Genomic DNA, 24398 nt, shown 5'->3' on the forward strand with positions numbered 1-24398 from the left:
TTAACCTTTAATACATAAAACTTGTTTAAGTGTGTGAACAACTTCAATGAGGTCAGCCTGATTTGCCATGACTTCATCAATATCTTTATAAGCACTTGGGATTTCATCAACAACACCACTGTCTTTGCGGCATTCAATGCCTTGGGTTTGTTCAATAAGATCTTGTTGGTTAAAAAGAGTTTTTGCCTTGCTTCGACTCATCTTGCGACCTGCTCCATGAGAACAAGAACAAAATGACTCAGGGTTTGCTTTACCTCTGACGATATAAGAGCGTGCTCCCATTGAACCTGGAATAATACCTAATTCATCTAAGCCTGCTCGAATTGCACCTTTTCGGGTAATCAATAAACTTTCACCGAAATGTGTTTCACGGCTTATATAATTATGATGACAATTAATAGCCTCTTTGGTCATTTGAAAAGAGGGTAGAAGAGGGCGAATCGCTTCTAAAATTAAACGCATCATTTCCTTGCGATTTTCAAAAGCATATTCTTGAGCCCACTCTACAGCTTCTACATAATCATCAAAGCTGTTTGAACCTTCGGCAAAATAGCTTAAGTCTTTATCAGGTACGTGACCAAAACGATGTTGTGCTTCTTTCTTGGCTAACTCAATAAAATAAGTACCAATGACGTTACCCAGTCCTCTACTACCTGAATGTAGCATCACCCATACGTCTTGATTTTCATCAATACATAATTCGATAAAGTGATTTCCACCACCTAAAGTACCAAGTTGCTTTTGCCATGTTGCATCAAATTGTCGAAGCATTCGAACAAGTCCAGGATGCTTTTTGATAATAGGCTCTAAGCGTTTTTCAAGTGGAATAATGCTAGAAGCTTTTGCTTTAACTTGTTTATGCAAAGCAAATCCGACTGGTACTTTACGTTCGATTGCATCGCGTAAACGACTTAAGTTATCAGGCAATTGTGAGGCCTTTAGGCTTAAGCGAATTGCATTCATTCCACAGCCAATATCTACACCTACAGCAGCTGGGATAATGGCATGTTTGGTTGGAATAACACTGCCTACAGTCGCACCTTTTCCTACGTGAACATCTGGCATAACAGCAATATGTGAATAGATAAATTGCAGCTGTGCCATTTTCTTGAGTTGTTCGATACTTTCACTATCTATATCTTGAGTGAAAATTTTAACGGGAACACCGTAAAGTGCTTCCTCATTTAATATTTTTTGTATGCCCATAATTTTTCTCTTATTTTTGTCCGAGCAGGCATAAAAAAACCTAGCGAATGCTAGGTCTTAAATTTGAGCATTCGGACAAGTGAAGTGAATTTGTACACTTGTCCGTGAGCTGACATCGTGCCAAATTATTTAATCTGTTTTACCTTGTAGTGTTGGCATGATGTCCTCCTTATTTAAAAGCGCCGTTGAAAATCTGAACGGCATTTTACGCTTTTTTAATCAAAGATCAAGCTTTTGATCTTTGATTTACTTTTAATTGCCGATTCTTAGTCTTGCTCTGGTTTCACATTCATTTGATCATAAGCGATCAGTTTGGTTTTATTTTTCCACTTATAGCCTAACCAAATAATTAAGAATAATGGCAAACTAATATAAGTTGAAAGTAGGCCTAACCAGTCAATTTTTCCACCTAAAATGGCTTGATAGTTCTGCCCTAAAATGATGATTGAACAGAGAATAAAGGCAAACCAAGGGGCAAATGGGAAAAATTTGGCACGGTAAGCTAAATCTTCTAATTTATACCCTTGGGCAATATAGCCTTTACGGAAACGATAGTGAGAAATCGCAATGCCCAGCCAGACAATAAAACCACACATCCCTGACATATTCAGTAGCCAGTTAAAGACTTGTTTTTCACCAATAAACGTTGTCAAGAAACAAAAAGCGGCGATAAATGTGGTGGCATATAGTGCATTCATTGGAACGCCACGACCATCAAGTTTTGCAAACCACTTTGGTGCACGACCTTCCTGAGCCATTTTAAATAACATGCGAGTTGATGAATACATGCCTGAGTTGCCTGCTGACAAAATAGCAGTAAGAATGACAGCATTCATTAAACCAGCTGCAAAAGCAAAGCCAACTCTTTCATAGAGCAATGTAAACGGAGAAAGTGCAACATTTTCAGTGGTAGCAGCTTGTAATAAATTTGGGTCATCATAGGCAATTAGCGTGCCGATAATGAAGATACATAAGATATAAAATAATAAGATTCGCCAGAAAATCTGTTTGATTGCAAGTGGAATCGTTTTCTTTGGATCTTTAGATTCACCAGCAGCAACCCCCACCATTTCAGTCCCTTGGAAAGAGAAGCCGGCAATCATTGCTACACCGATCATGGCCTGTAAACCACCAACAAAAGGTGCTTCTTTATAGGTCCAGTTTCCAAAAGCTGCGACACCTGGAGTTAGCATAATCTTAATGATCATGGCTAAGCCAATGATAATAAAGGCAACGATTGCGATCACTTTTACCATTGAGAACCAGAATTCGCTTTCGCCGAATCCTTTTACTGTCATGGCATTGATTGCAAAAATTACGATGAGGAACAGCGCACTCCAATAGAACCCTGGAATATCAGGGAACCAGAACTTCATAATAAACTGAACTGCAACAAGTTCGAATGCAACTGTAATTGCCCAGTTATACCAATAGTTCCAACCTAAAGCGAAGCCAAAGCCTTCTTCGACATAACGACTACCATATGTAAAAAAAGCCCCAGAAGTTGGATTATGGGTTGCAAGTTCACCTAAACTGGTCATTAAGAAGTAAATCATAATACCAATAAGAGAATAGGCGAGTAGTGCTCCACCCGGGCCAGCATTTGCAATGGTCGATCCAGAAGCAAGGAAGAGGCCTGTACCAATGGAACCACCAATGGCGATCATATTCAGATGACGAGCCCCAAGCTTACGCTGGAGTTTTTCAGGAGCATGTGTTTCGCTCATGGAGATTCCTTACATAGTTTGTTATGCACAGGCATATAACACCTTAAAGCCTTGAAGATCAGTTTTAATCTGGCACTGACCAAAGTGCTTCTCAATTAAGATCGGATAGTTTAAAAAACGGTTTGCTACAATCCATAGCTCACCTGATGCCTTTAAATGTTTTTTAGCGTTTTGGCAGAGTCCTTCACTTGCATCATAGTTGGTATGAATACCTTGATGAAAAGGAGGATTACTGACAATGGCATCGAGTTCTGTTGGAGCGTCTGCAATACCTATCACAGGCTGCAATCTCAACTGGTCTGAACCTATTCCATTTCGACTAAAAGTCATTTCCGTTGACCGTAAAGCGAAAGCATCAATATCTAGGGCATGAATAATATTACTTGAATTTATTTTTGCCAAATAGCAACTGATAATTCCAGCACCACACCCGAAGTCGGCAATTCTACCTGATTTCACCTGATTAAGATAAGGGAGTAAAACAGCAGTTCCGACATCTAGATGATTTTGGCTAAAAACACCGGGAAGGGCACAAATCGTAAGCTCTTGTTCATTAACCTGAACAGTATAGGTTTTAAGCCATTTTTCTAGAGGTTTAATTTGTTCCGTTTTCTCAATCTTTAAGTGCCATAGCTGACAGTGACGTGCACTATCAAGTTTTAGTACTTTGCCAAAGCTTTGTAATTGTTTGGCAGCTCTTTCTACGCCACCTTTTTTTTCACCGACTAAAAAAACAGATTGGTTTGTTTTTAGGTGGCTCATCACTACATGTAATATGTAATTTAAGAGTTCTTTAGATTTTGGAACAAAAATGATTGCTTGGTCGAATTCTTGTGAGGGAAACTCAACTGAGAAGTGAGCTTTCGTTCCACTATTTATAAATCCTTGATAGTCGGCATGGTTCCATGTCCAGACTGACGCATCAGTCCCAGCTGGTAATTGACTGACTAAGGCATCATTCGGTGCATTAATTAACAAGATTCTACCTTTCAAATAGTCTTGCTGTCTTAATACCACTTCACTTCTAGGATCCATGTACATCTCTCATGAAGAAGAATGCCCAGTGGGAGCTGGGCAGTAATCAAAATTAAAAGTTAGTTATTTATGCGTTTCAGGAAGCACAACATTTAAAATTAATGCTGCTATACCACCTGTTGCCACGCCAGAGCTAAAAATATTTTTAAATAATTCTGGAAGATGCTCTAAAATTTGGGGAACTTGAGCAACACCCAAACCTAATGCAAGTGAGATGGCAATAATTAATAATGCTCGGCGATCAAGGTGAATAGATGAAAGAATATTAATGCCTGATGCAGCCACGGCACCGAACATCACCATAACAGCACCGCCTAAAACTGCTTGAGGAACTGCTTGTATAACACCAGCTACCGCAGGAAATAGACCTAATAAAATAAGTAATCCAGCAATCCAGATACCTACATAGCGGCTAGCCACGCCAGTGAGTTGAATTACACCATTATTTTGAGCGAAAACAGAACTTGGGAAAGTGTTAAATAATCCAGCGAGTAAAGAGTTTGCACCATTTACTAATACACCACCTTTAATGCGTTTCATCCATTCAGGACCATTAACGGGTTGGTTAGAAAGTTTACTGGTTGCTGTCACATCACCAATGGCTTCTAAAGAGGTCACTAAATAAATGAATGCCATTGGAATAAATAAGCCCCATGAGAAGCTCAAACCAAAGTGCATTGGTGTTGGAATTTGTACGAGGGGCGCATCTTTAATACTAGAGAAATCTAGATGTCCCATAAATCCAGCAAGAATGTAGCCAATCACTAGCGCGATTAAAATAGCCGAGCTTTTAATCCAAACCACTCGAATACGATTTAGAACGATAATAATCGCAAGTACGGTACATGACATAATAAGGTTGTCTGCACTTGCAAAAGTATGGTCTTGCATGGCTTGGTAGCCACCACCCATACTAATCAAGCCTTCTTTAATAAGCGTTAAGCCAATTAATAAAACAACAATACCTGTCACCAAAGGGGTAATTAGTCTTTTTACCCATGGAAGAATTTGCGAAACACCCATTTCAATAAAGGAGCCAGCAATTACTACACCGAAAATTGCAGCCATGACTTGGTTGACTGGTGTTCCAGCAGCCACCATTGCACTACCAATACCAATAATAGGACCAATAAAGTTAAAACTTGTGCCTTGAACAATCAGAAGACCTGCACCAAACGGACCAACTTTTTTACATTGTAGAAATGTAGCAATACCCGAAATCACCAAAGACATCGATAAAATCATGTTAGTTTCGGTGCGTGAAACGCCTAAAGCTAAGCAAATTAAAAGGCCAGGTGTAACAATTGGTACAATAATCGCAAGCAAATGCTGGAAAGCTGCTAAAAAAGCGATCAAAGGTTTTGGTCGATCATTTAAACCATAAACAAGGTCTAAATGGTCTTGAGAGTGTTGATTGGACATGGGTGTAGGTCTGCCGCAATTTTGCAAATTGGCGCTATTCTAATCGAGATAACTATCTTTACAAAACGAAATACAGGCTATTGGAAATTTTTTTTGTCAATGTCAATAAACTGTCACTACTAAAATCTATAATTTTTCTGTATAATTTGCCCTCAAGTTTCAGGCTTATCGAATTCTATGTCAGATATCAAAAATCTCCGCAATATTGCAATTATTGCCCACGTCGACCACGGGAAAACCACACTTGTCGATAAATTACTTCAACAATCAGGTGCTCTTGGTGATCGCGCTGGTGAGATTGAGCGTGTCATGGATTCGGGCGCTATTGAAAGTGAACGTGGTATTACCATTCTTGCAAAGAACACTGCGATTAAATGGACCGATGCTCGTACGAATACAGAATACCGTATTAATATCGTCGACACCCCGGGACACGCCGACTTCGGTGGTGAAGTTGAACGTGTAATGTCGATGGTTGACTGTGTATTGTTATTGGTTGACTCTCAAGAAGGTCCAATGCCACAAACTCGCTTTGTAACTCAAAAAGCGTTTGCTCGTGGTTTAAAACCAATCGTAATTATCAACAAAGTTGACAAGCCAAGCGCGCGTCCAGACTGGGTTATTGACCAAGTATTTGACTTGTTCGACAACCTTGGCGGTTCTGACGAACAGCTAGACTTCCCAGTTGTTTATGCATCTGGCTTACGTGGTGTTGCTGGTCCTTCTCCAGAAGAATTGGCTGACGACATGACGCCATTATTCCAAACAATCGTTGACATTGTTGAACCACCAGCAGTTGATGCTGATGGTCCATTCCAAATGCAGATCTCTTCACTTGACTATAACAGCTTCGTAGGTGTTATCGGTGTTGGTCGTATTCAACGTGGTTCAATTGGTTTAAATACACCTGTAACTGTCATTGATAAAGACGGTAAGACACGTAACGGCCGTATCTTAAAAATTATGGGTTACCATGGTCTAGAGCGTGTTGATGTTGATTCTGCTCAAGCAGGCGATATCGTATGTATTACAGGTATTGATGAACTTCATATTTCTGACACGATTTGTGATCCGAAAAATGTTGAAGCTTTACCACCATTGTCTGTAGATGAACCTACAGTAACAATGACTTTCCAAGTAAACAACTCGCCGTTTGCAGGAAAAGAAGGTAAATTCGTTACTTCACGTAACATCCGTGAACGTTTAGACCGTGAATTAATTCACAATGTAGCATTACGTGTAGAAGACACTGACAGTCCAGACCGTTTTAAAGTGTCTGGTCGTGGTGAACTTCACCTTTCAGTTTTAATTGAAAACATGCGTCGCGAAGGTTTCGAAATGGGCGTATCTCGTCCACAAGTAATCTTGAAAGAAGTTGACGGTGAAAAACAAGAACCTTACGAAAACGTTACATTTGACGTTGAAGAACAGCACCAAGGTTCTGTAATGGAACAAATGGGTAACCGTAAAGGTGAAATGACAAATATGGAAGTTGACGGTAAAGGCCGTATCCGTATTGAAGCAACTGTACCTTCACGTGGCTTAATTGGTTTCCGTTCAGAATTCTTGACTATGACTTCTGGTACAGGAATCATGACTTCAAGCTTCTCTCACTACGGTCCGATGAAACAAGGTACTGTTGCGAAGCGTCAAAATGGTGTGTTGATTTCTATGGTTCAAGGTACTTGCCTTGGCTATGCATTGTTCAGCTTGCAAGACCGTGGTCGTCTATTCGCTAAACCACAGTTAGAAGTTTACGAAGGTATGATCGTAGGGATTAACTCACGTTCAGACGATATGGTGGTTAACCCAACTAAAGCTAAACAGTTAACTAACGTACGTGCTTCTGGTACAGATGATGCTTTAACTTTAGTACCTGCAATTGAATATACGCTTGAACAAGCGCTTGAGTTCATTGAAGATGATGAATTAGTTGAAGTAACACCTAAGTCAATCCGTATCCGTAAGCGCTGGTTGACTGAAAACGAACGTAAGCGTAACAAATAAGTTATTCTTATCTTCGGATGATAAAAACCGCTGATTTCGATCAGCGGTTTTTTTAATCGTTCTATTTAAAATTAAACTAAGCTTAAAATCATATTTTTCTTATCAGAGAATATGTTGTTAAAGTGTGAGATAGTTTTCTTTTTTTTGATAAAAATATTAAATTATCAATATCATGGCGAGTACTATCTAAATCGATAAGATGCCATTGAAAAAGAAAAATATGACGTGTTTCGGCCCCCGACATCTGGAGATGTTTAGATGAGTATTATTCAAGAATTTAAAGAATTTGCCATTAAAGGCAATATGATGGATTTAGCCATTGGTGTGATTATTGGTGGTGCTTTTGGCAAAATCGTGGACTCTTTAGTAAAAGATATTATCATGCCAATTATCAGTGTGATTACTGGTGGTGGTGTTGATTTTTCGCAGAAATTTATTGTGCTAGGATCCAACCCTACCAATCTGCAATCTTTAGATGCTTTGCAAAAAGCAGGTATCAATGTTTTAACTTATGGTAATTTCCTCACCATTTTAATTAACTTCCTAATTTTGGCTTGGGTAGTGTTCTTAATGGTGAAATTATTAAATAGACTTCGCCGTGATAAGAATGAGCCAGAAGCTCCAGCTGCAACTCCTGAAGATATTCAGTTATTGCGTGAAATTCGTGATGAGTTGAAAAAGCAAGCTTAACAATATTCTGAATTAATAGGAAACGGTACCGAGAGTGCCGTTTTTTATTACTTAGTATTTTATACTGGACTAAAGATATTGATAAAATAGACAGGCTACCGATAGGCTCAACTACGTACATTGTAAAAAGGATATAAATAAATGAATCAGCTTTTTGTGTATGGCACTTTATGTCCGAATAAAGCAAATGCTCATATTTTAGAGCAGATTGGTGGAAGCTGGACAAAAGCTAGTGTGCAGGGTGTGATTCATATTTTAGATTGGGGTCCTGACAAAGGCTTAAAAGCGCTTGAGTTAGATTCGCAAGCGGATTGGGTAGGGGGTTATTTGTTTAGTACGGAAAAACTTGCTGAAAACTGGCAAATGCTTGATGACTTTGAGGGTTTTCAATACCAGCGTGTCATCGCAGATGTGAAATTAGAATCGGGTGAGTGTGTTAAAGCCTGGACATATCAACTGAATGCACAGGCTCAAACTTCTGAAAAAAATAATTAAAGTAATGGAATCAACGTAAGCTGCCCATTCGGAATTTAACTTCTAAAAGATGATAGCCAAACTGGCTTTTGATTGGGCCTTGTAAAACACGTTCAGCAGCTGTAAAAACAACTTTGTCGATGACTGGCACAAGTTGTCCTTTTTTGACTTCGCCAAGTTCACCACCACGTTTTGCCGAATTACAGGTGGAGTATTGCTTGGCAATTTTTGCAAAGTCGGCACCATTTTGTAACTTCTTTTTTAGCTGCTCAGCTAAGTCTTTATCTTTGACTAAAATATGACGGACAATTGCTGTTTGCATGTTGTCTTTCTCCAAAAAATTAAGGCTTTCTCAGCTTTTTAAGTGGTTGGCACTGGGGGCAAAATACGCTGGCACGCTGACCAAGTTTTAAGTTTTCTAATGTGGTTTCACAGTTAACACACATTTCTCCAGCACGACCATAAGCAAGTAGTGTTTGCTGGAAATAACCATTTTCACCCATGGCATTGCTGTAATCTCGTAAAGTCGAACCACCTAAATCAATTGCTGACTTTAGAATTCGTTTAATTTCGACAACCAATTTTTCAATCTGTTGCATGCTTAAATCACCAGCAGGTTGTGCTGGGTGAATGCCAACATTAAATAAGCTTTCAGTTGCATAGATATTGCCTACACCAACCACTACATGATTATCCATGAGTGCAATTTTTATGCCGACAGCCTTATTCTTGAGTTTGGAAGCTAAATATTCTGCATGAAAGTCAGCACTTAAAGGCTCAGGTCCTAAAGTGTCAATGAGTTTGCCTTGAGTTTCCGTATTAAGCCAAAGGATGCAACCGAAACGACGAGGGTCATGATAACGTAATTGCTGATCTTCAAATTGAATAATTAGATGATCATGTTTTCTCAGCTCATCATTTGATTGACACAGGCGAAAGCTACCCGACATGCCTAAATGCCAGAGCATTTGATCTTGTTCAAACTCTGCCAAAATATATTTTGAACGTCGATTTAACCCAATGAGACGTTGCCCAACGAGTTTTTGAACATCATCGGGGATAGGCCAACGTAAGCTCGGATTACGTACTTCAACACTTAGAATTTTTTGATTCAATAGAGGAAATAGACTGGTTTTGGTTGTTTCGACTTCGGGTAACTCAGGCATGCCAACTCGCAGAATTAACAGATATACTGGATTAATCAAGTATAACGTGTGGTATGTAATATTTCAGAGATTACTATGTCAGATATTTTACCATTAAGCTGGTTTCAACGTGAGACCTCAGAAGTGGCTTATGACTTAATTGGCTGCGTATTATGTAAACGACAACCTGATGGTCAAGTCATCCGTTGCACAATTAGTGAAACAGAAGCTTATTTGGGTGTTCGTGATAAAGCTTGCCACAGCTACAATGACAAGCGCACAGCACGAACAGATGTAATGTATCGCTCTGGTGGTACGATTTATGTCTACTTAATTTATGGCATGTATGAAATGCTCAATCTGATTACTCAGACAGAAGGCATCCCTGAAGGGGTCATGATTCGTTCTGCATTTTTAAATGGTGCTTCAACAAAAAAAGAATATAAGCTTCTAGCTGGACCCGGCAAACTGACACGCTATTTGGGTATTGATCGGACTTTAAAAGGTCAAACCTTGGGAGAGGAGTCTGGACTATGGATTGAAGCAGCTTCAACGCAGCCAGAAGTGGTATTGACGCCACGGATTGGAATTGATTATGCCGAAGAAGCAAAAGATTGGCCTGAACGTTATTGTTGGAAAGATCATCCATCTTTGAGTCGATAATTCTAATCTGGAAATCAATTTTTAGATATTGATGAAGAGTGTTCTAGATTTACAACAATGCAGATCGAATTCTATATCCAGACAAGACACCGCTTTTTGTTATGATAACTACAATATAAATAAAGGAAATAAGCATGTCCTTATTACGCTTAGACCGACTTCATTACTGTATTTTGATGAGTATGGGCTGCATTTCTAGCCCACTTGTTTGGGCAGAAGACTTAACCCAAGACGTGACTGTATTGCCAACGTTACATGTGGAAGCAACCCGTACCGATACCACCTATTTGCAGACGCCGGCTTCGGTTTTTCGAATAGATGCACCTCAAGTCGATACTTCTTCACAAGTAAATTTAACCGAAGTTGTAAAGGGTATACCGAGTTTACAGCTTCGCAATCGTGAAAATTATGCACAAGATTTACAGTTATCTATGCGTGGTTTTGGTGCGCGTTCAACTTTTGGGGTTCGAGGCATTCGCCTGTATGTGGACGGTATTCCTGCCACAATGCCAGATGGACAGGGTCAAACATCTAATATTGATTTAAGTAGTCTGGACCATGTAGAAGTTCTAACAGGACCTTTTTCCTCACTATATGGAAACTCATCGGGCGGGACAATTTTAACGTCTACTAAAGAAGGGCAAGGAAAAGATTCAATTGAGCTGAGTTATTCGGGAGGCAGCCACGATAAAAGCCGAGCGGGACTCGTGCTACAAGGTGGGGCAAAGGGTGCGAATGAACCAAGTTATGTTATTAGTACATCATACTTCGATACTGATGGTTACCGAGAACATAGCGGTGCAGAAAAAGTATTAAACAATGCAAAACTCAGTTGGAATCTTGATGATGGTAGTAAAATCAACTGGATAACCAACTATGTCAAAATTCATGCAGACGACCCGCAAGGTTTAACGCATGATCAGTGGAATGCTAATCCAAAGCAACAAGTTCCATTTTTAAAGCAATTTAATGTTCGTAAAGATATTGAACAGACCCAAACAGGGGTGACTTGGTCTAAGCCTATTAATGATAAAAATGAACTCTATTCCATGGCATATTTAGGTAATCGCCAAGTCACTCAATATCAATCTATACCTAAATCAACACAAGATGCCAGCATCAATCATGCAGGTGGGGTAATTGATTTTGAGCGTGATTATTATGGTGCTGATTTCCGTTGGACGGGCAAAGAGTTACTTCCAAATACTACTCTCAGTGTTGGTGTTGCACTCGATGCAATGGATGAAGATCGTAAAGGTTTTGAAAACTTTAATTTAGTAAATGGACAGGCTTCTTATGGCGTCAAAGGTAATTTGCGTCGTGATGAAGATAATACTTTGTGGAATATCGACCCCTATTTACAAGCGTCATGGCAGTTCTTACCAACGTGGCGTTTAGATACGGGTGTCCGCTATAGCAATGTCCACTACAAATCTAAAGATAACTATTTAAGTAATGGCGACGATAGTGGTAAGACTGATTACAGTAAAGTTTTGCCTTCAGCTGCTTTAAGCTGGCAAATTTTACCTGAACTCATGGCCTATGTGAGTTATGCCAAAGGATTTGAAACGCCAACTTTTACTGAAATGGCATATCGTCCAGATGGAGAAAGTGGTTTTAATTTTGATTTAACCGCATCCACAAGCGATACCTATGAAACAGGCTTAAAATCACAAAACCAATTAGGTGATTTTACTTTGGCAGTTTTTCAAACTAAAACCAAAGATGATATCGTTTCTGCCGGCAACTCAAATGGTCGATCAACATTCCGTAATGCCGATAAAACCTTACGTGAAGGCGTAGAGTTTGCATGGAATAAAAAGTTGTGGCGAGATTTAACAGCGACTGCTAGCTATACATATTTAGATGCAACTTTTGATGCTGATATTCCAGCTTTAGGAAGTATTGCTCAAATTCCATCGGGTAATGCCATTCCTGGAATTGCTAAAAACCAAGCTTATGCCTCTTTAGCTTGGCAGCCATCGCACGGTCTATATGGCGGTGTAGATGTACAGTATATGGATAAAGTATACGTGAATGATACCAACAGTGACGCGGCACCAAGCTACAGTGTAACCTCAGCTAATGTGGGTTATGCATGGGTAATGGGCGACTGGAAAGTGAATAGCTTTGCCCGTGTTGATAACCTATTTGATAAAAACTATGCAGGTTCAGTGATCGTAAATGATGGTAATGGACGTTATTTTGAACCAGCGGATGGACGTAACTGGAGTGCAGGTTTACGTGTAATTAAGCAATTCTAGGAATTAAAAATGGCAAAATTATTTGAAACGGTTAACTTTGGTTCACTACAACTGGTCAATAGAATTGTAATTGCTCCAATGTGCCAATATTCGGCAACAGATGATGGTGAAATTACCTATTGGCATGAACAGCAATGGGCAAATTATGCATTATCTGGTGCAGGACTTTGTATTGTAGAGGCGACTGCTGTACAACCTGAAGGTCGGATTAGCTATGCTGACCTTGGGCTCTGGAATGATCAGCAACGTGACCAAATCAAAACATTGTTAGCTAAGGTTCATACACTTTCACCAATGCCATTTGGAATTCAGTTAGCACATGCAGGGCGTAAAGCATCTACTGAAAAGCCATGGTTAGGTAAAGGTCAAATTGCAAAAGATCAGCCTCATAGTTGGCAAACGGTTGCACCAAGTGAAAGTACTTTTTCTGTTCATGATGCAGCGCCCCATGCTTTGACCATTGCTGAGATTAAACAGGTTCAACAAGACTTTGCAGCGGCTGCAAAACGTGCTGTAGAAGCTGGATTTGAGTTGATTGAAGTTCATGCTGCACATGGTTATTTACTTCATCAATTCTTATCGCCAATTGCCAATCAGCGTACTGATGAATATGGCGGTTCTTTAGAAAACCGTATGCGTATGACTCTTGAGGTTCTTCAGGCAATTAAACTCGCTGTACCTGAAGGTTATCCTGTTGGCGTTAGACTCTCTGCCACTGATTGGTTAGAGAGTATCGAGCACTGGGATGTTGAATCTACAGTGGGTTTATCAAAAGCTTTAGAGCAATTGGGCGCAGCCTATGTGCATGTGTCTAGTGGTGGTTTGCACGAGCATCAATCTATTACGATTGGGGCAGGTTACCAAGTTCCATTTGCTGAACAAGTCAAAAAGCATGTGTCTATTCCAGTTATTGCTGTAGGGTTAATTACTGAGCCAGAACATGCCGAACAAATTTTGGAAAACCAGCAAGCTGATGCTATTGGTCTTGCTCGTGCAATGTTGTACGACCCAAGATGGCCTTGGCATGCAGCAGCGGCTTTAGGGGCAGAAGTTAAAATTGCACCTCAATATTTACGTTGCCAACCACATGGATTAAAGCAGCTTTTTAACTCTTTTTAATTGTATTGGGCAAAGTCATCTTTGCCCATTTTTCTTTCGCTAAGTGAGGACGGTCAGTGGTTTTTCAGGTTATTTTACCTATCTTGATATTGCTATTGATGGGCTATGTTTGTGTCCTCATCAAATTGGTAACACCTGAACAGATCAGGGCTCTTAGCGCATTTGTAATTAAAATTTCCTTACCAGCTTTTTTAATTCACTCTTTGGCAAATAAAAACTTACAAGACATTTGGCACCCAGCTTATTTTCTTGCTTATGGCGGTGGGTCTTTAATTTTATTTTTCTTGGCTTTCATTCTCTATCGAAAATATTTTAAAAATAGTTTAACTCATAGCGCCGTTATTTCGATGGGCGCATCTATGTCCAATACTGGATTTATGGGAACAGCTATTTTAACCATGTTGATAGGTAATCATGCTGCGATTTATATTTCTTTAACACTCATCATTGAAAATTTATTGATTGTGGCACTGATGCTCATTCTGGCCGAAGCTGGTTTACATCAACAACAAAATCTTTTACCGCTTTTAAAACAGACTTTTTTAAACTTACTCAAGAATCCTGTCATTATCGCGATTTTGGTTGGAATGGGATGTATTCTTTTCGATGTTAATCTTCCTACAACGCTTGATCAGTCTCTAGAGTTACTTGGACGCACAGCTTCGCCTTTGGCTTTGTTTGCAATTGGTGGGAGTTTAGTGGGTATTGGAATCACTACAGTAAATACAGAAAGCATTTTGTTGGCGATATTTAAAGTTATTCTTATGCCATCTGTTATTTTTTCTCTCTTTTTGATCACTCCAAATGTAAGTCGTGAGATGCTTTACGCAGGAACATTAATTGCTGCTTTACCAATGCCGATTGCTTTCGGAATTTTTGGACAGGCTTATGGATTAAATGAAAAAGCATTGACACCGCTTATGATTAGTACAGTTGTTGGTTTTATTGGCGTTAGCGGGCTTATTGCTTTGTGGTGGTAAAAGAAAAGCCCCGTAAGGGGCTAGTACTATTTCTTTGGTGCTGGTTGTGCGGGAGCATTTGCAGCCTGCTTACTTTTTTCTGCAATAATCTTATCAACCGAGGCTAAAGACTCTTTAGCGTTAGGAACATTTTGATTGGCAAGTTCAGTAAAGATCTTTTTGGCCTCAGGTAAATTTTGCGGAATGATATTGCCATTCGCCATCATGGTCGCTAAAGCCATAGACGCAGGAGCGTAGCCTTTTTGAGCAATCGATTGCAAAGCTTCGATACCTTGGCGTTTCATTAACGGATTTTTATTTTCCACACCTTGGCTAATATCATAAAGTGCTTTCACCTGAGTAGCTGGATAGTTACCCTTTCTAATTAAAGGCGCTAACTTTTGAAGGGCAATTTGATGTGACTGCGGTTTTTTCTGAGCAAATAAAATCGTCGCGATTTTCACAGTTGCATCATCAGAGCCTTGAGCCGATGCTTTTTGAATATATTGACTGAATTTGTTGCTGTCTTTGGCAACTCCTAATTCACCAGTCTCATAAATTTGTGCAAGCGTGTAACTCGCTTGGGCGTACCCTTTATTTGAAGCATCTTCATAATATTTGAGGGCTTTAGAAGAGTCTTTTCCTGTACCTTGGCCCATTTGAGTCATATAGCCTAAGTTATAGATGGCTTGGGCATTATCTGTTTGTGCTAGGCGTTGCATTTCCTGAAATGCAGCAGAGTAATTTTTTGCTGCGTAGAGTTGTTCAGCTTGTTTGAAAACATCGGTTTTAGCAGCAGTCGCCGTGTTGTCAGCTGCAAAAATTGATGCACTTGAAAGGGTGATTAGGCTTGCGATTAGTAATTTCTTCATTTCTTTTTAACCTTTTACTTCGTAGCTACATCATTCCATTGATGCATTAAATAGTTTCATTTCTCATCATAAATATTGATTGCTGAAAGTAAACAGCCGATTTGTATATAAAGCGCTGCACTTTGGGCAAATTGTGGAGAAAAAAGACCCACTCACATTCATACAATGGAGTGGGTAATATTATTATTTTGCTGACTGAAGTAATGCTTCAATTTGCTTGGCATCACTTGGTACACCAGAGAGTCTTTGGCCATCTTGCAAGAACAGGGTAGGTGTTCCATCAATATTTAATTTTTGACCTAAAGCGATATTTTTCTGAATTGGGCTTGAGCAACTTTTGCTATTAGTCGGCAATTTGCGGTTAAGCATGTAGTTTGTCCAAGCTTCTGCTGGGTTTTTTGAACACCAGATTTGATTTGAAACTTTTTCAGCATTTGGATGCAAACTAGTAAGAGGATAAAGGAACACATATACCGTTACGTTATCAACTCCAACCATATTTTGTTCTAGGCGTTGGCAATATGGGCAATCAGGGTCACTAAAGACATAGATCGTACGTTCGCCTTTACCTTTTACATATTTAATGGCCTGATTTAATGGCAAACTTTTAACGTCAATTTTACCCAGTTCGGCAATACGTTCTTCAGTCATGTTTTTTTGTTGTTTGATATCGACTAGGTTACCAACAAAAAAGTACTTGGCATCTTGATTTGTATAGACAATGCGGCCGCTTGTATACACTTCATAGATGCCTTGCACAGGAGATTGATAAACACCTTTTACAGGCAAATCTGGATAATTCGTCTTAAGATTTTGTTCAAGGGCTTTAACATCAGCATGAGCAGAACCGAAAATAGCCAGACTCAACATGAGTGTAGCAAGTTTAGTTTTCATCTTTTTTCTCTTTAATTTCAACAGGGCTAATGATGGCATATAAAACTTAAAAAATTGACGTTCTAATCTAATGAAATCATTAGTGTTTTGTATCTATAAAAAAGCCCACTAACTTAGAAGTGGGCAGTTCGAGCTAATAAAAATTATTATTGTGGTCTTGCAACATCGCCACTTAAAGCTTCAGGTAACTCAAGAACTTGAAGCCCCAACTCTTGTAGAGCAGCAGGTTTAGCAACAACTAAAGCAAGATAACCTTGATCATTTGCAATACTATTAACGACTTCAATATCGTTATTTAGTTGAGTTGCTGAAGCAGGTGCTTCACCTGTACCCTGAACCAGATGTAACCAGTGTTTTGGTTTTGCTTTAAACCAAAGACGCGCCACAATTTCCTGACCTAAGTAACAGCCCTTATCGTAATTGACACCTTCACGTTGATGTAAACGCAATTCTTGGGGCTGGAACTCATGTTCAGTTGCCTGTGTAATCCACGCTTGACCAGTTATAATGGCTTGTTTTTGCCATTCAGAAATATCAGTTTCAGTCGTATTGAACTCAGTTTGATGATTCACAACTTTTGGAAACACAGCGCCTTGTTCACTTAAGGTCATTTTCGAAAAAGCACCAAATTTTTTAACATGTTTGGCAAACTCTTCAGCTTGATCTTGAGCAACTACAATTTCAAAACTTTCAGGATTAATCTTCTTTAGCCACAAGCCAAAATGAATACGACCTTTAAGATCACAAATGGCTGTATAGCGAGTTTCATTTTCAGCTAAACGTTCAGTATCTACAGTAACTTGGCCTTGTAAAAACTTCTGTGCATCTACACCGTTTAAAGCATATGAGGAGAAAGCGAGCAGACTCATGATTAATCTCAAATTCAATATGTTTCTTTATGATTGCTGACTATTTTGCTCCATTTTTACTAAAAAATCAGCCATAGTTTTCGTAATTTAATTGCGCCTGAAAAAAGTATTTTGTTTGAAAAAACACCAAAAATATACGTTCGGCTAAATCGGAAGGTTTAAGCTAATAAGCATAATTTCGATAATTTAAAAGAAATTAAAATAAGGAGAATATGATGGCAACAGGAACAGTAAAATTTCATCGCGTATTTAAGGCTCCAGCTGAGCGAGTTTACCGTGCATTTTTAGATCCAGATGCTTTAGTAAAGTGGTTGCCACCGCACGGCTTTACTGCCAAGGTTCATAGTTTTGATGCAAATGTTGGTGGCTCATACAAAATGAGTTTTACCAATTTTTCGACAGGTTCAACACACGCTTTTGGTGGAACATATGTTGAATTAGTTCCAAATGAATTAATTCGATATAACGATCAATTCGATGACCCAAATTTACCAGGTACTATGCAAGTTACCATTACGTTAAAAAGCGTATTGGTAGGCACGGAAGTACATATTACGCAAGAAGGCATACCTGAAGTTATTCCTGAGGAAGCTTGTTATTTGGGATGGCAAGAATCCTTATCTTTGCTTACTTTATTGATTGAAGCTGAAATTCCAGATCAATAAACCTTCTAAAATTTTGATGAAATATTTAAAAAGTGAGTGGAGTTAAATCTGCTCACTTTTCTTTTATAAGATCTATCTAAAATGTAAAACTTACGCAGAGAAAGATTATGGATATACACATTAAAAGAATTTATGAAAATGCTGAGCCTAGTGATGGAAAGCGAATTTTAGTTGACCGCCTATGGAGTAGGGGGATTAGTAAGGAAAATGCCCATTTAGATTTGTGGTTAAAAGAAGTGGCGCCTTCAACTGAACTGCGCAAGTGGTTCCATGCAGCAACGCCAGATCATTGGGAAGAATTTAAGCAGCGTTATTTAAAAGAGCTTGAAACCAACTCCGCAGTTGAAGAGCTACAACACATCGCAGTAGAACATACAGTTACGCTTTTATATTCAGCAAAAGATGTTGAAAATAACCATGCAATTATTTTGAAAGAATATTTATTAAGTAAAAACTCAAAATGAATGTATAAATTTTTTTTTGGTAAAAGTCTTTTATTTAAAACTTTAAAAAATGAGTCATATCTCGCATAATATACTTTTTGAGATTTTTTTCATGTCTTTGCCAAACTGCCCAAAATGCCAATCAGAATATACTTACCAAGATGGCGACTTATTGATTTGTCCTGAATGCTCAAATGAGTGGAAAGAAGGGGATGCATCGCTTACTGAAGAACAAGAAATTATTAAAGATGCTAATGGAAATGTATTAGCTGATGGCGACAGCGTAACTGTCATTAAAGACTTAAAAATTAAAGGTTCATCTTCAGTCGTAAAAGTGGGCACGAAAGTAAAAACGATTCGTTTAGTTCCAGATGCAAGTGATGGCCACAATATTGATTGCAAAATTGATGGTATTGGTCAGATGAAGTTAAAATCTGAATTTGTAAAAAAAGCTTAAATTGTTAATTTTAATTACATTTCAGTAGAGATATGCACTTATATCTCTACTTTTTAAATTTCTAACATCATTATAATTTTATTACGAAAAAGTATAAAAAATGGGCTATTCAAACAATGATAGCCCATTTATATTGTCATAAATAACAAATAACTTTCGTCCAGAATAATAACGAAAGTCATACCCACACCAACAAAAAAATGAGGTTTTTATGGCAGGATGGTACGAAATTTCACTAGCGAGTGATGGACAATACCGCTTTATTTTAAAGGCAGGAAATGGTGAACCTATTCTAAATAGTGAGCTATATAAGGCTAAAGCTTCTGCGGTAAATGGTATTGAATCAATTCAGAAAAATAGTGGTGATGACGCACGATATGAGCGTTTAACTGCAAAGAATGGGAAACCTTATTTCAATTTAAAAGCTGCAAATCATCAAATTATTGGCACAAGTCAATTCTATGCGAGCGAAGCTTCACGAGATAAAGGAATTGAGTCTGTTAAAACCAATGGTTCATCGACAACTATTAAAGACTTAACGGTTCAGGCATAAAAATTGAGTTAAAAAAAAGCAGCTTCTAAAAGCTGCTTTTTTATTTGTCTATTTATTAACGCGCTAACTTAGCTAAAAGCTCTTCTTTCGTTAAATTGCTCGCTTCAGCATCGCGGCGGCCTTTATATTCAAAGGTACCAGCATCAAGACCTTTTTCACCAATCACAATACGGTGCGGAATACCCATCAACTCAAGGTCAGAGAACTTAACGCCCGGACGTTCGTTACGATCATCAAGCAACACATCAAAACCTTGAGCTTGAAGTTCTGCATAAAGTGCTTCTGCTGCTTCAAGAGTACGTGGTGATTTGTGCGCATTCATTGGAACAATTGCAATTTCAAAAGGTGCAATGGCTTGTGGCCACATAATACCTTTGTCATCGTAGTTTTGTTCAATTGCAGCTGCAACAACACGTGTTACACCAATACCGTAGCATCCCATGGTTACTGTAAATGGTTTGCCATCTTCACCTAGAACTTTACAGCCTAAAGCTTCAGAATATTTAGTACCAAGTTGGAAAATATGACCTACTTCAATACCGCGTTTAATTTGTAGTGTGCCTTTACCATCTGGAGATGGGTCACCTTCAACGACATTACGCAAATCAAAGACTTCTGTAATTTGCGCATCACGTTCCCAGTTTACGCCAACAGCATGTTTATCAGCTTCATTTGCACCAGCAACGAAATCTGAAAGAACAGATGCAGCGCGGTCAACAATTACAGTTAAGCCTTTTTCGACTAAACCTTGTGGACCTGTAAAGCCAGCAGTTAAACCAAATGCTTGAAGTTGTGCTTCAGTTGCAAAAGTAAGAGGGGCAGCCACTAAAGGATGCTTCTCAGCTTTAATTTCATTAAGTTCGTGGTCACCACGTACAAATAGAGCAACAACAGGAACATTACCTTTTTCGTCAGCAACACCTTGAACCAATAAAGCTTTCACAGATTGCTTAGGGTCTGCATTTAAGAACTGACATACATCATCAATTGTTTTTTGATTTGGTGTTTCAACCAATTTAAATTCTTGTGTCGGTGCTGCACGTTCACCCACTAAAACAGCCTCAGCCATTTCAACGTTTGCTGCATAATCAGATTCAGTTGAAAATGCGATGTCATCTTCACCACTAGCAGCCAATACGTGGAATTCGTGTGAAGCTGAACCACCAATAGAACCTGTGTCGGCTTGTACTGGGCGGAAGTCTAGACCTAAGCGGGTGAAAATACGGCTATAGGTGTCGTACATCACGTCATAAGTTTCTTGTAGCGATTCTTGAGTTGCATGGAAAGAATAAGCATCTTTCATGATGAACTCACGTGAACGCATTACACCAAAACGTGGACGAATTTCATCACGGAATTTGGTTTGAATTTGATAGAAATTTACAGGAAGCTGCTTATAACTTTTAAGTTCGTTACGCGCCATGTCTGTAATAACTTCTTCATGCGTTGGCCCAAGTACGAATGGGTTGGTATGACGATCTTTAAAGCGTAATAATTCAGGACCATATTGTTCATATCGCCCCGATTCTTCCCAAAGACTTGCGGGTTGAGTCACGGGCATGAATACTTCCATTGCGCCTGAGCGGTTCATTTCTTCACGAACAATCGCATCTACTTTTTTAAGCACACGTGTTCCCATCGGCAGCCATGTATATAAACCAGATGCCAATTTACGAATCATCCCCGCACGTAACATGAGCTGGTGTGAAATCACTTCAGCATCATTTGGGGTTTCTCTCAACGTTGCAAATAAAAAGCGGCTTGCGCGCATGGAAAAAGTCCTAAAAGTTAAGCGTTATAAAAACGCAGATTATACGATAATCGCTGCATTATGACATGAATCGTCGAGTTTGACGCAGCATAAAGTTTTTCAAGTCATCTAGATAAGTGAAAATGACGGGTACAACCACAAGAGTCAATAGGGTGGAGGTAATTACTCCCCCAATCACAGCGTGAGCCATTGGTGCGCTTTGCTCACCGCCTTCGCCAAGACCTAAAGCTAGAGGAACCATCCCCATCACCATAGCACTTGTTGTCATTAAAATTGGACGTAAACGAGTTTTGCCCGCTTGTAAAATAGCATCATAACGGCTTGTCCCCTGATCCATTGCTTTCTTAATAAAGTCGATAAGCAAAATCGCATTTTTAGTGACGAGCCCCATCAACATAATAATGCCAATAATCGAAAATAGATTTAGGGTACTTTTGAACAAGAATAGGGCAAGAAAAACACCAATGAGTGACAATGGTAAAGAGGTCATAATTGCAGCAGGATGAATAAAGCTATTAAACTGAGAACCTAAAACAATATAGATAAACACAATTGAAAGGGTGATAGCTGTTAATGCATATCCAGCAGATTCAGCCATGTCAGCATTTGCCCCTTGGGTATCAAATGTATATCCAGCAGGTAGTTTAAATGCCTTTTGCATTTTATCGATGTCTTGACCAATGTCGCCGCTAGGTCGTCCTGATGTATTTGCCTCAATCAATACTTCACGCTCAAGATCACGTCGGTTAATTTGTGAAGCACCGAGTTTTTCTTCGGTTGTTGCAACTGCGCTAAGTGGAACTAATATATTTTGCCCAGTCGCATTGGTCTTATTGGAATTGAGATATAGGTTCTGCACATCTTGTGGAAGCATACGTTTATTTTCATTTAAACGTACATTCACATCATAATTTTCGCCATCGCGATCTTCCCAAGTTGTGACATTATCACCCGCAATTAATGGGCGAATCGCATTGGCAATCTGAGAAACGGATAAACCTAAGTCACTTGCCAGTACACGATTAATGTGGACACCCAGAGTCGGTTTAGGTTCTTTCAATGAGCTTTCTAAATCAACTACACCTTTAATTTTTTCCATTTCAGCAATAAAACGATCTGAAATTTTCTGTAGCTCATTTAGGTCAGATCCTTTAATAGAGATCATGATTGGCTTTTGTCCGCCAGAGACAGAATCTTGCGCGGCTGCAACAGAAGTCACTCGAATACCCGCTACACTTTGCAAACGATCACGGAACTCATTGTTGAGTGTATTCAGATCTGAGCTACGTTCTTGTTTTGGCTTCAAGGTGACACCTAAACCTGCATGGTTTTTACCAGAGTCTACCTCACTGTTGACCACGCCATAAGTGGAAACCACATCGGGGAACTGCCTAATAATTTTATCGACTTGATGTAATTTCGCTTGGGTATATTCCAAGGATGCATCTACAGGAGTTTCAAACTGAATACGAACTTCACCTTTATCTGGGGTAGGTACAAATTCGGTCCCAATTAGTTTAGACAGTCCTAGTGCAGCAAATAGTGAAACAATTGCAATAATGACTGTGATGAAACGGAAACGTAAAGCCAGCTTTAAGAGCTTTTCATAAACATGAGTCAGTCGATCTAACACATTAGAAATATGGTTAAAAAAGCGTTGTAGCCAATTATCTTTTTTCTTGATTGGATCTTTCCAGTGAGCAGAAAGCATTGGATCGAGCGTAAAACTAATAAACATTGAAATTAAAACGGCTGTACTCACCGTTACGCCAAACTGATAAAAGAAACGTCCAATCAACCCGCCCATGAAGGCGACAGGTAAAAATACGGCTACAATGGTAAGTGTAGTTGCGAGTACAGCTAAACCAATTTCTTTTGTGCCTTCTAGGGCAGCAGTCACATGATCTTTGCCAAGTTCAGTATGTCTTACAATATTTTCCCGAACCACAATCGCATCATCAATTAAGAGGCCAATACTGAGCGATAGGGCTAATAATGTCATCATATTAATGCTGAAACCAAAAGCCCAAATGAACGTTAAGGTTCCTAGCAAAGTAATTGGTAAGGTTAAGCCTGTAATGACGGTAGAGCGGAAAGAGCCTAAAAATAATAGAACAATTAAAACTGCTAAGGCAGCACCTTCAATAATGGTACGGGTCACATCTTTAATTGAAGCACGAATTCCTTTGGAGCTATCAGCCACAACTTTGTAGTTTAAACCCGCAGGCATTTGTGCTTTTAATTTCTCTAAAGTTTGGTAGGTTTTATTGACAACCTGAATTACATTGGCATCGGAACTCTTTAAAATATCGACAGAGACCGCTGTTCTTCCATTATAAAATGCGCTTGATTGTAGTTCGGCTTGTGTATCTTCAATCGTTGCAATTTGCTTTAGAAAAATTGGTGAACCATTTTTATTGGCAATCACCAAGTCACCAAAAGCAAGTGGATGAATGACCTTTGATTGAATCTGTACAACCAGTTCAGAATTCTTTTGTTGTAAGGTTCCTGCGGGAACTTCAATATTTTCATTTTTTAGCGTATTAATGACCTGATCAATACCAATGCCGTAACTTTGCAATTGCTCAGGAAGAATTTTTATTCGTATTTGCCGTTTGGCATCCCCCAATAAATTCACATTACCGACACCAGACACTGTTTTAAGCTGCGGCACGATACGTTTATCTACATATGAACTTAATTGAGCCAAACTCATGCTATTTGATTCAAATACAACTGACATGATCGGGCTAGAAGAAGGGTCGTAGCGTTGTACAATCGGTGTATCAATTTCATCACGAAATTGGGCTGTGACTGGAGCAATTTTGTCACGAACATCTTGTGCTGCAAGGGCTGATGAAGTATCGAGATTAAACTCAGCCACAATCATCGAAAAGCCTTCACTTGAGCGTGAAGTGATTTGTTTAATCCCTGAAATTGTATTGATCTGATCTTCGAGTTTTTTTGTAATATCTGATTCGACAGCTTCAGGTGACGCACCAGCATATTGCGTAGTCACTACTACGAATGGGAAATCGACGTTCGGAAACTCTTCAACCGTCATCCGTTTCCAAGAAGCTAACCCGAGTACCATTAAGCTGAGCATCATCATAATAGTAAAAACGGGATATTTCACACTGATTCGAGTAAACCACATATGCTA

Annotated in this window: 22 protein-coding genes; 11 read left to right on the top strand and 11 right to left on the bottom strand. The window is 39.1% G+C overall.

Going from position 1 to position 24398, the window contains the following annotated elements; genetic code table 11:
* The 4 genes from ODQ17_RS06855 to ODQ17_RS06870 all read right to left on the bottom strand — a co-directional run bounded on the left by ODQ17_RS06855 (position 1) and on the right by ODQ17_RS06870 (position 5390).
* Positions 1-1206, bottom strand: coding sequence for an RtcB family protein (locus ODQ17_RS06855; RefSeq protein ID WP_322902611.1), 1206 nt, complete (start codon positions 1204-1206; stop codon positions 1-3).
* A 266-nt stretch (positions 1207-1472) separates the two neighbouring features.
* A complete protein-coding gene (locus ODQ17_RS06860) occupies positions 1473-2933 on the bottom strand; it encodes an amino acid permease (protein WP_004789223.1) in 1461 nt (486 codons plus the stop codon).
* A gap of 21 nt (positions 2934-2954) precedes the next feature.
* Entirely contained in the window at positions 2955-3968 is a 1014-nt protein-coding gene (locus ODQ17_RS06865) for a methyltransferase (RefSeq protein ID WP_192455261.1), read from the bottom strand.
* A gap of 63 nt (positions 3969-4031) precedes the next feature.
* Positions 4032-5390: a uracil-xanthine permease family protein gene (locus ODQ17_RS06870; protein ID WP_049838089.1), complete on the bottom strand. Its 1359-nt coding sequence runs from the start codon at positions 5388-5390 to the stop codon at positions 4032-4034.
* A gap of 177 nt (positions 5391-5567) precedes the next feature.
* Between ODQ17_RS06870 and typA the strand changes: the two genes are divergently transcribed.
* From typA to ODQ17_RS06885, 3 genes are all read left to right on the top strand, one after another.
* Positions 5568-7397, top strand: coding sequence for a translational GTPase TypA (gene typA, locus ODQ17_RS06875; protein ID WP_004789229.1), 1830 nt, complete (start codon positions 5568-5570; stop codon positions 7395-7397).
* A 258-nt stretch (positions 7398-7655) separates the two neighbouring features.
* Entirely contained in the window at positions 7656-8087 is a 432-nt protein-coding gene (mscL, locus tag ODQ17_RS06880; protein WP_107881246.1) for a large conductance mechanosensitive channel protein MscL, read from the top strand.
* A 141-nt stretch (positions 8088-8228) separates the two neighbouring features.
* Positions 8229-8582, top strand: coding sequence for a gamma-glutamylcyclotransferase family protein (locus tag ODQ17_RS06885; protein ID WP_322902617.1), 354 nt, complete (start codon positions 8229-8231; stop codon positions 8580-8582).
* Positions 8583-8592: 10 nt separating this feature from the next.
* Here the strand turns inward: ODQ17_RS06885 and ODQ17_RS06890 are convergent, their stop codons facing one another.
* Entirely contained in the window at positions 8593-8883 is a 291-nt protein-coding gene (locus tag ODQ17_RS06890) for a peptidylprolyl isomerase (RefSeq protein ID WP_005309756.1), read from the bottom strand.
* A gap of 19 nt (positions 8884-8902) precedes the next feature.
* Positions 8903-9727, bottom strand: a complete 825-nt coding sequence (gene mutM / locus ODQ17_RS06895; protein ID WP_322902619.1) for a bifunctional DNA-formamidopyrimidine glycosylase/DNA-(apurinic or apyrimidinic site) lyase — start codon at positions 9725-9727, stop codon at positions 8903-8905.
* A 75-nt stretch (positions 9728-9802) separates the two neighbouring features.
* Here mutM and ODQ17_RS06900 point away from each other — a divergent pair, with 75 nt between their 5' ends.
* The 4 genes from ODQ17_RS06900 (at position 9803) to ODQ17_RS06915 (ending at position 14732) form a co-directional block, all read left to right on the top strand.
* Entirely contained in the window at positions 9803-10369 is a 567-nt protein-coding gene (locus ODQ17_RS06900; RefSeq protein ID WP_144735112.1) for a DNA-3-methyladenine glycosylase, read from the top strand.
* A gap of 134 nt (positions 10370-10503) precedes the next feature.
* Positions 10504-12633, top strand: a complete 2130-nt coding sequence (locus tag ODQ17_RS06905) for a TonB-dependent receptor family protein (RefSeq protein ID WP_322902621.1) — start codon at positions 10504-10506, stop codon at positions 12631-12633.
* 9 nt (positions 12634-12642) lie between these two features.
* Positions 12643-13752 carry an NADH:flavin oxidoreductase/NADH oxidase gene (locus tag ODQ17_RS06910; protein WP_322902623.1) on the top strand — a complete coding sequence of 370 codons (1110 nt, stop codon included), beginning with the start codon at positions 12643-12645 and terminating at the stop codon, positions 13750-13752.
* A 56-nt stretch (positions 13753-13808) separates the two neighbouring features.
* Complete coding sequence (locus ODQ17_RS06915; protein ID WP_013196899.1) at positions 13809-14732, top strand: AEC family transporter; 924 nt, start codon at positions 13809-13811, stop codon at positions 14730-14732.
* 26 nt (positions 14733-14758) lie between these two features.
* On the opposite strand, the gene ODQ17_RS06920 is transcribed toward ODQ17_RS06915, so the two are convergent.
* The 3 genes from ODQ17_RS06920 to ygfZ all read right to left on the bottom strand — a co-directional run bounded on the left by ODQ17_RS06920 (position 14759) and on the right by ygfZ (position 17346).
* Complete coding sequence (locus ODQ17_RS06920; RefSeq protein WP_322902626.1) at positions 14759-15583, bottom strand: tetratricopeptide repeat protein; 825 nt, start codon at positions 15581-15583, stop codon at positions 14759-14761.
* Between the two features lie 183 nt (positions 15584-15766).
* Positions 15767-16477, bottom strand: a complete 711-nt coding sequence (locus ODQ17_RS06925) for a DsbC family protein (protein ID WP_005309781.1) — start codon at positions 16475-16477, stop codon at positions 15767-15769.
* 146 nt (positions 16478-16623) lie between these two features.
* A complete protein-coding gene (gene ygfZ / locus ODQ17_RS06930) occupies positions 16624-17346 on the bottom strand; it encodes a CAF17-like 4Fe-4S cluster assembly/insertion protein YgfZ (RefSeq protein ID WP_322902630.1) in 723 nt (240 codons plus the stop codon).
* A gap of 212 nt (positions 17347-17558) precedes the next feature.
* Here ygfZ and ODQ17_RS06935 point away from each other — a divergent pair, with 212 nt between their 5' ends.
* The 4 genes from ODQ17_RS06935 to ODQ17_RS06950 all read left to right on the top strand — a co-directional run bounded on the left by ODQ17_RS06935 (position 17559) and on the right by ODQ17_RS06950 (position 19464).
* Entirely contained in the window at positions 17559-18011 is a 453-nt protein-coding gene (locus tag ODQ17_RS06935; RefSeq protein WP_151826579.1) for an SRPBCC family protein, read from the top strand.
* Between the two features lie 107 nt (positions 18012-18118).
* Entirely contained in the window at positions 18119-18475 is a 357-nt protein-coding gene (locus tag ODQ17_RS06940; protein ID WP_031949228.1) for a DUF488 domain-containing protein, read from the top strand.
* Between the two features lie 91 nt (positions 18476-18566).
* Positions 18567-18911 carry a zinc ribbon domain-containing protein YjdM gene (locus ODQ17_RS06945; protein ID WP_016137144.1) on the top strand — a complete coding sequence of 115 codons (345 nt, stop codon included), beginning with the start codon at positions 18567-18569 and terminating at the stop codon, positions 18909-18911.
* A gap of 211 nt (positions 18912-19122) precedes the next feature.
* Complete coding sequence (locus tag ODQ17_RS06950) at positions 19123-19464, top strand: YegP family protein (RefSeq protein ID WP_005309794.1); 342 nt, start codon at positions 19123-19125, stop codon at positions 19462-19464.
* 55 nt (positions 19465-19519) lie between these two features.
* On the opposite strand, the gene ODQ17_RS06955 is transcribed toward ODQ17_RS06950, so the two are convergent.
* Both ODQ17_RS06955 and ODQ17_RS06960 read right to left on the bottom strand, forming a co-directional pair.
* Positions 19520-21235: a proline--tRNA ligase gene (locus ODQ17_RS06955; protein WP_107881236.1), complete on the bottom strand. Its 1716-nt coding sequence runs from the start codon at positions 21233-21235 to the stop codon at positions 19520-19522.
* A gap of 58 nt (positions 21236-21293) precedes the next feature.
* Complete coding sequence (locus ODQ17_RS06960; RefSeq protein WP_322902633.1) at positions 21294-24392, bottom strand: efflux RND transporter permease subunit; 3099 nt, start codon at positions 24390-24392, stop codon at positions 21294-21296.
* Between the last annotated feature and the right edge of the window lie 6 nt (positions 24393-24398).

This window comes from Acinetobacter sp. IRS14, assembly GCF_034650275.1.
In the GTDB taxonomy this organism is placed as follows: domain Bacteria; phylum Pseudomonadota; class Gammaproteobacteria; order Pseudomonadales; family Moraxellaceae; genus Acinetobacter; species Acinetobacter oleivorans.

Excerpts from the sequence above, each read along its gene's own strand:
- ODQ17_RS06890 (WP_005309756.1), bottom strand. The coding sequence starts at position 8,883 with ATGCAAACAGCAATTGTCCGTCATATTTTAGTCAAAGATAAAGACTTA.
- ODQ17_RS06900 (WP_144735112.1), top strand. The coding sequence starts at position 9,803 with ATGTCAGATATTTTACCATTAAGCTGGTTTCAACGTGAGACCTCAGAA.
- ODQ17_RS06945 (WP_016137144.1), top strand. The coding sequence starts at position 18,567 with ATGTCTTTGCCAAACTGCCCAAAATGCCAATCAGAATATACTTACCAA.
- ODQ17_RS06865 (WP_192455261.1), bottom strand. The coding sequence starts at position 3,968 with ATGGATCCTAGAAGTGAAGTGGTATTAAGACAGCAAGACTATTTGAAA.
- mscL (WP_107881246.1), top strand. The coding sequence starts at position 7,656 with ATGAGTATTATTCAAGAATTTAAAGAATTTGCCATTAAAGGCAATATG.
- ODQ17_RS06855 (WP_322902611.1), bottom strand. The coding sequence starts at position 1,206 with ATGGGCATACAAAAAATATTAAATGAGGAAGCACTTTACGGTGTTCCC.
- typA (WP_004789229.1), top strand. The coding sequence starts at position 5,568 with ATGTCAGATATCAAAAATCTCCGCAATATTGCAATTATTGCCCACGTC.
- ODQ17_RS06920 (WP_322902626.1), bottom strand. The coding sequence starts at position 15,583 with ATGAAGAAATTACTAATCGCAAGCCTAATCACCCTTTCAAGTGCATCA.
- ODQ17_RS06935 (WP_151826579.1), top strand. The coding sequence starts at position 17,559 with ATGATGGCAACAGGAACAGTAAAATTTCATCGCGTATTTAAGGCTCCA.
- ODQ17_RS06960 (WP_322902633.1), bottom strand. The coding sequence starts at position 24,392 with ATGTGGTTTACTCGAATCAGTGTGAAATATCCCGTTTTTACTATTATG.
- ODQ17_RS06910 (WP_322902623.1), top strand. The coding sequence starts at position 12,643 with ATGGCAAAATTATTTGAAACGGTTAACTTTGGTTCACTACAACTGGTC.
- ODQ17_RS06940 (WP_031949228.1), top strand. The coding sequence starts at position 18,119 with ATGGATATACACATTAAAAGAATTTATGAAAATGCTGAGCCTAGTGAT.
- ODQ17_RS06925 (WP_005309781.1), bottom strand. The coding sequence starts at position 16,477 with ATGAAAACTAAACTTGCTACACTCATGTTGAGTCTGGCTATTTTCGGT.
- mutM (WP_322902619.1), bottom strand. The coding sequence starts at position 9,727 with ATGCCTGAGTTACCCGAAGTCGAAACAACCAAAACCAGTCTATTTCCT.
- ODQ17_RS06870 (WP_049838089.1), bottom strand. The coding sequence starts at position 5,390 with ATGTCCAATCAACACTCTCAAGACCATTTAGACCTTGTTTATGGTTTA.
- ODQ17_RS06860 (WP_004789223.1), bottom strand. The coding sequence starts at position 2,933 with ATGAGCGAAACACATGCTCCTGAAAAACTCCAGCGTAAGCTTGGGGCT.
- ODQ17_RS06885 (WP_322902617.1), top strand. The coding sequence starts at position 8,229 with ATGAATCAGCTTTTTGTGTATGGCACTTTATGTCCGAATAAAGCAAAT.
- ODQ17_RS06905 (WP_322902621.1), top strand. The coding sequence starts at position 10,504 with ATGTCCTTATTACGCTTAGACCGACTTCATTACTGTATTTTGATGAGT.
- ODQ17_RS06955 (WP_107881236.1), bottom strand. The coding sequence starts at position 21,235 with ATGCGCGCAAGCCGCTTTTTATTTGCAACGTTGAGAGAAACCCCAAAT.
- ODQ17_RS06950 (WP_005309794.1), top strand. The coding sequence starts at position 19,123 with ATGGCAGGATGGTACGAAATTTCACTAGCGAGTGATGGACAATACCGC.
- ygfZ (WP_322902630.1), bottom strand. The coding sequence starts at position 17,346 with ATGAGTCTGCTCGCTTTCTCCTCATATGCTTTAAACGGTGTAGATGCA.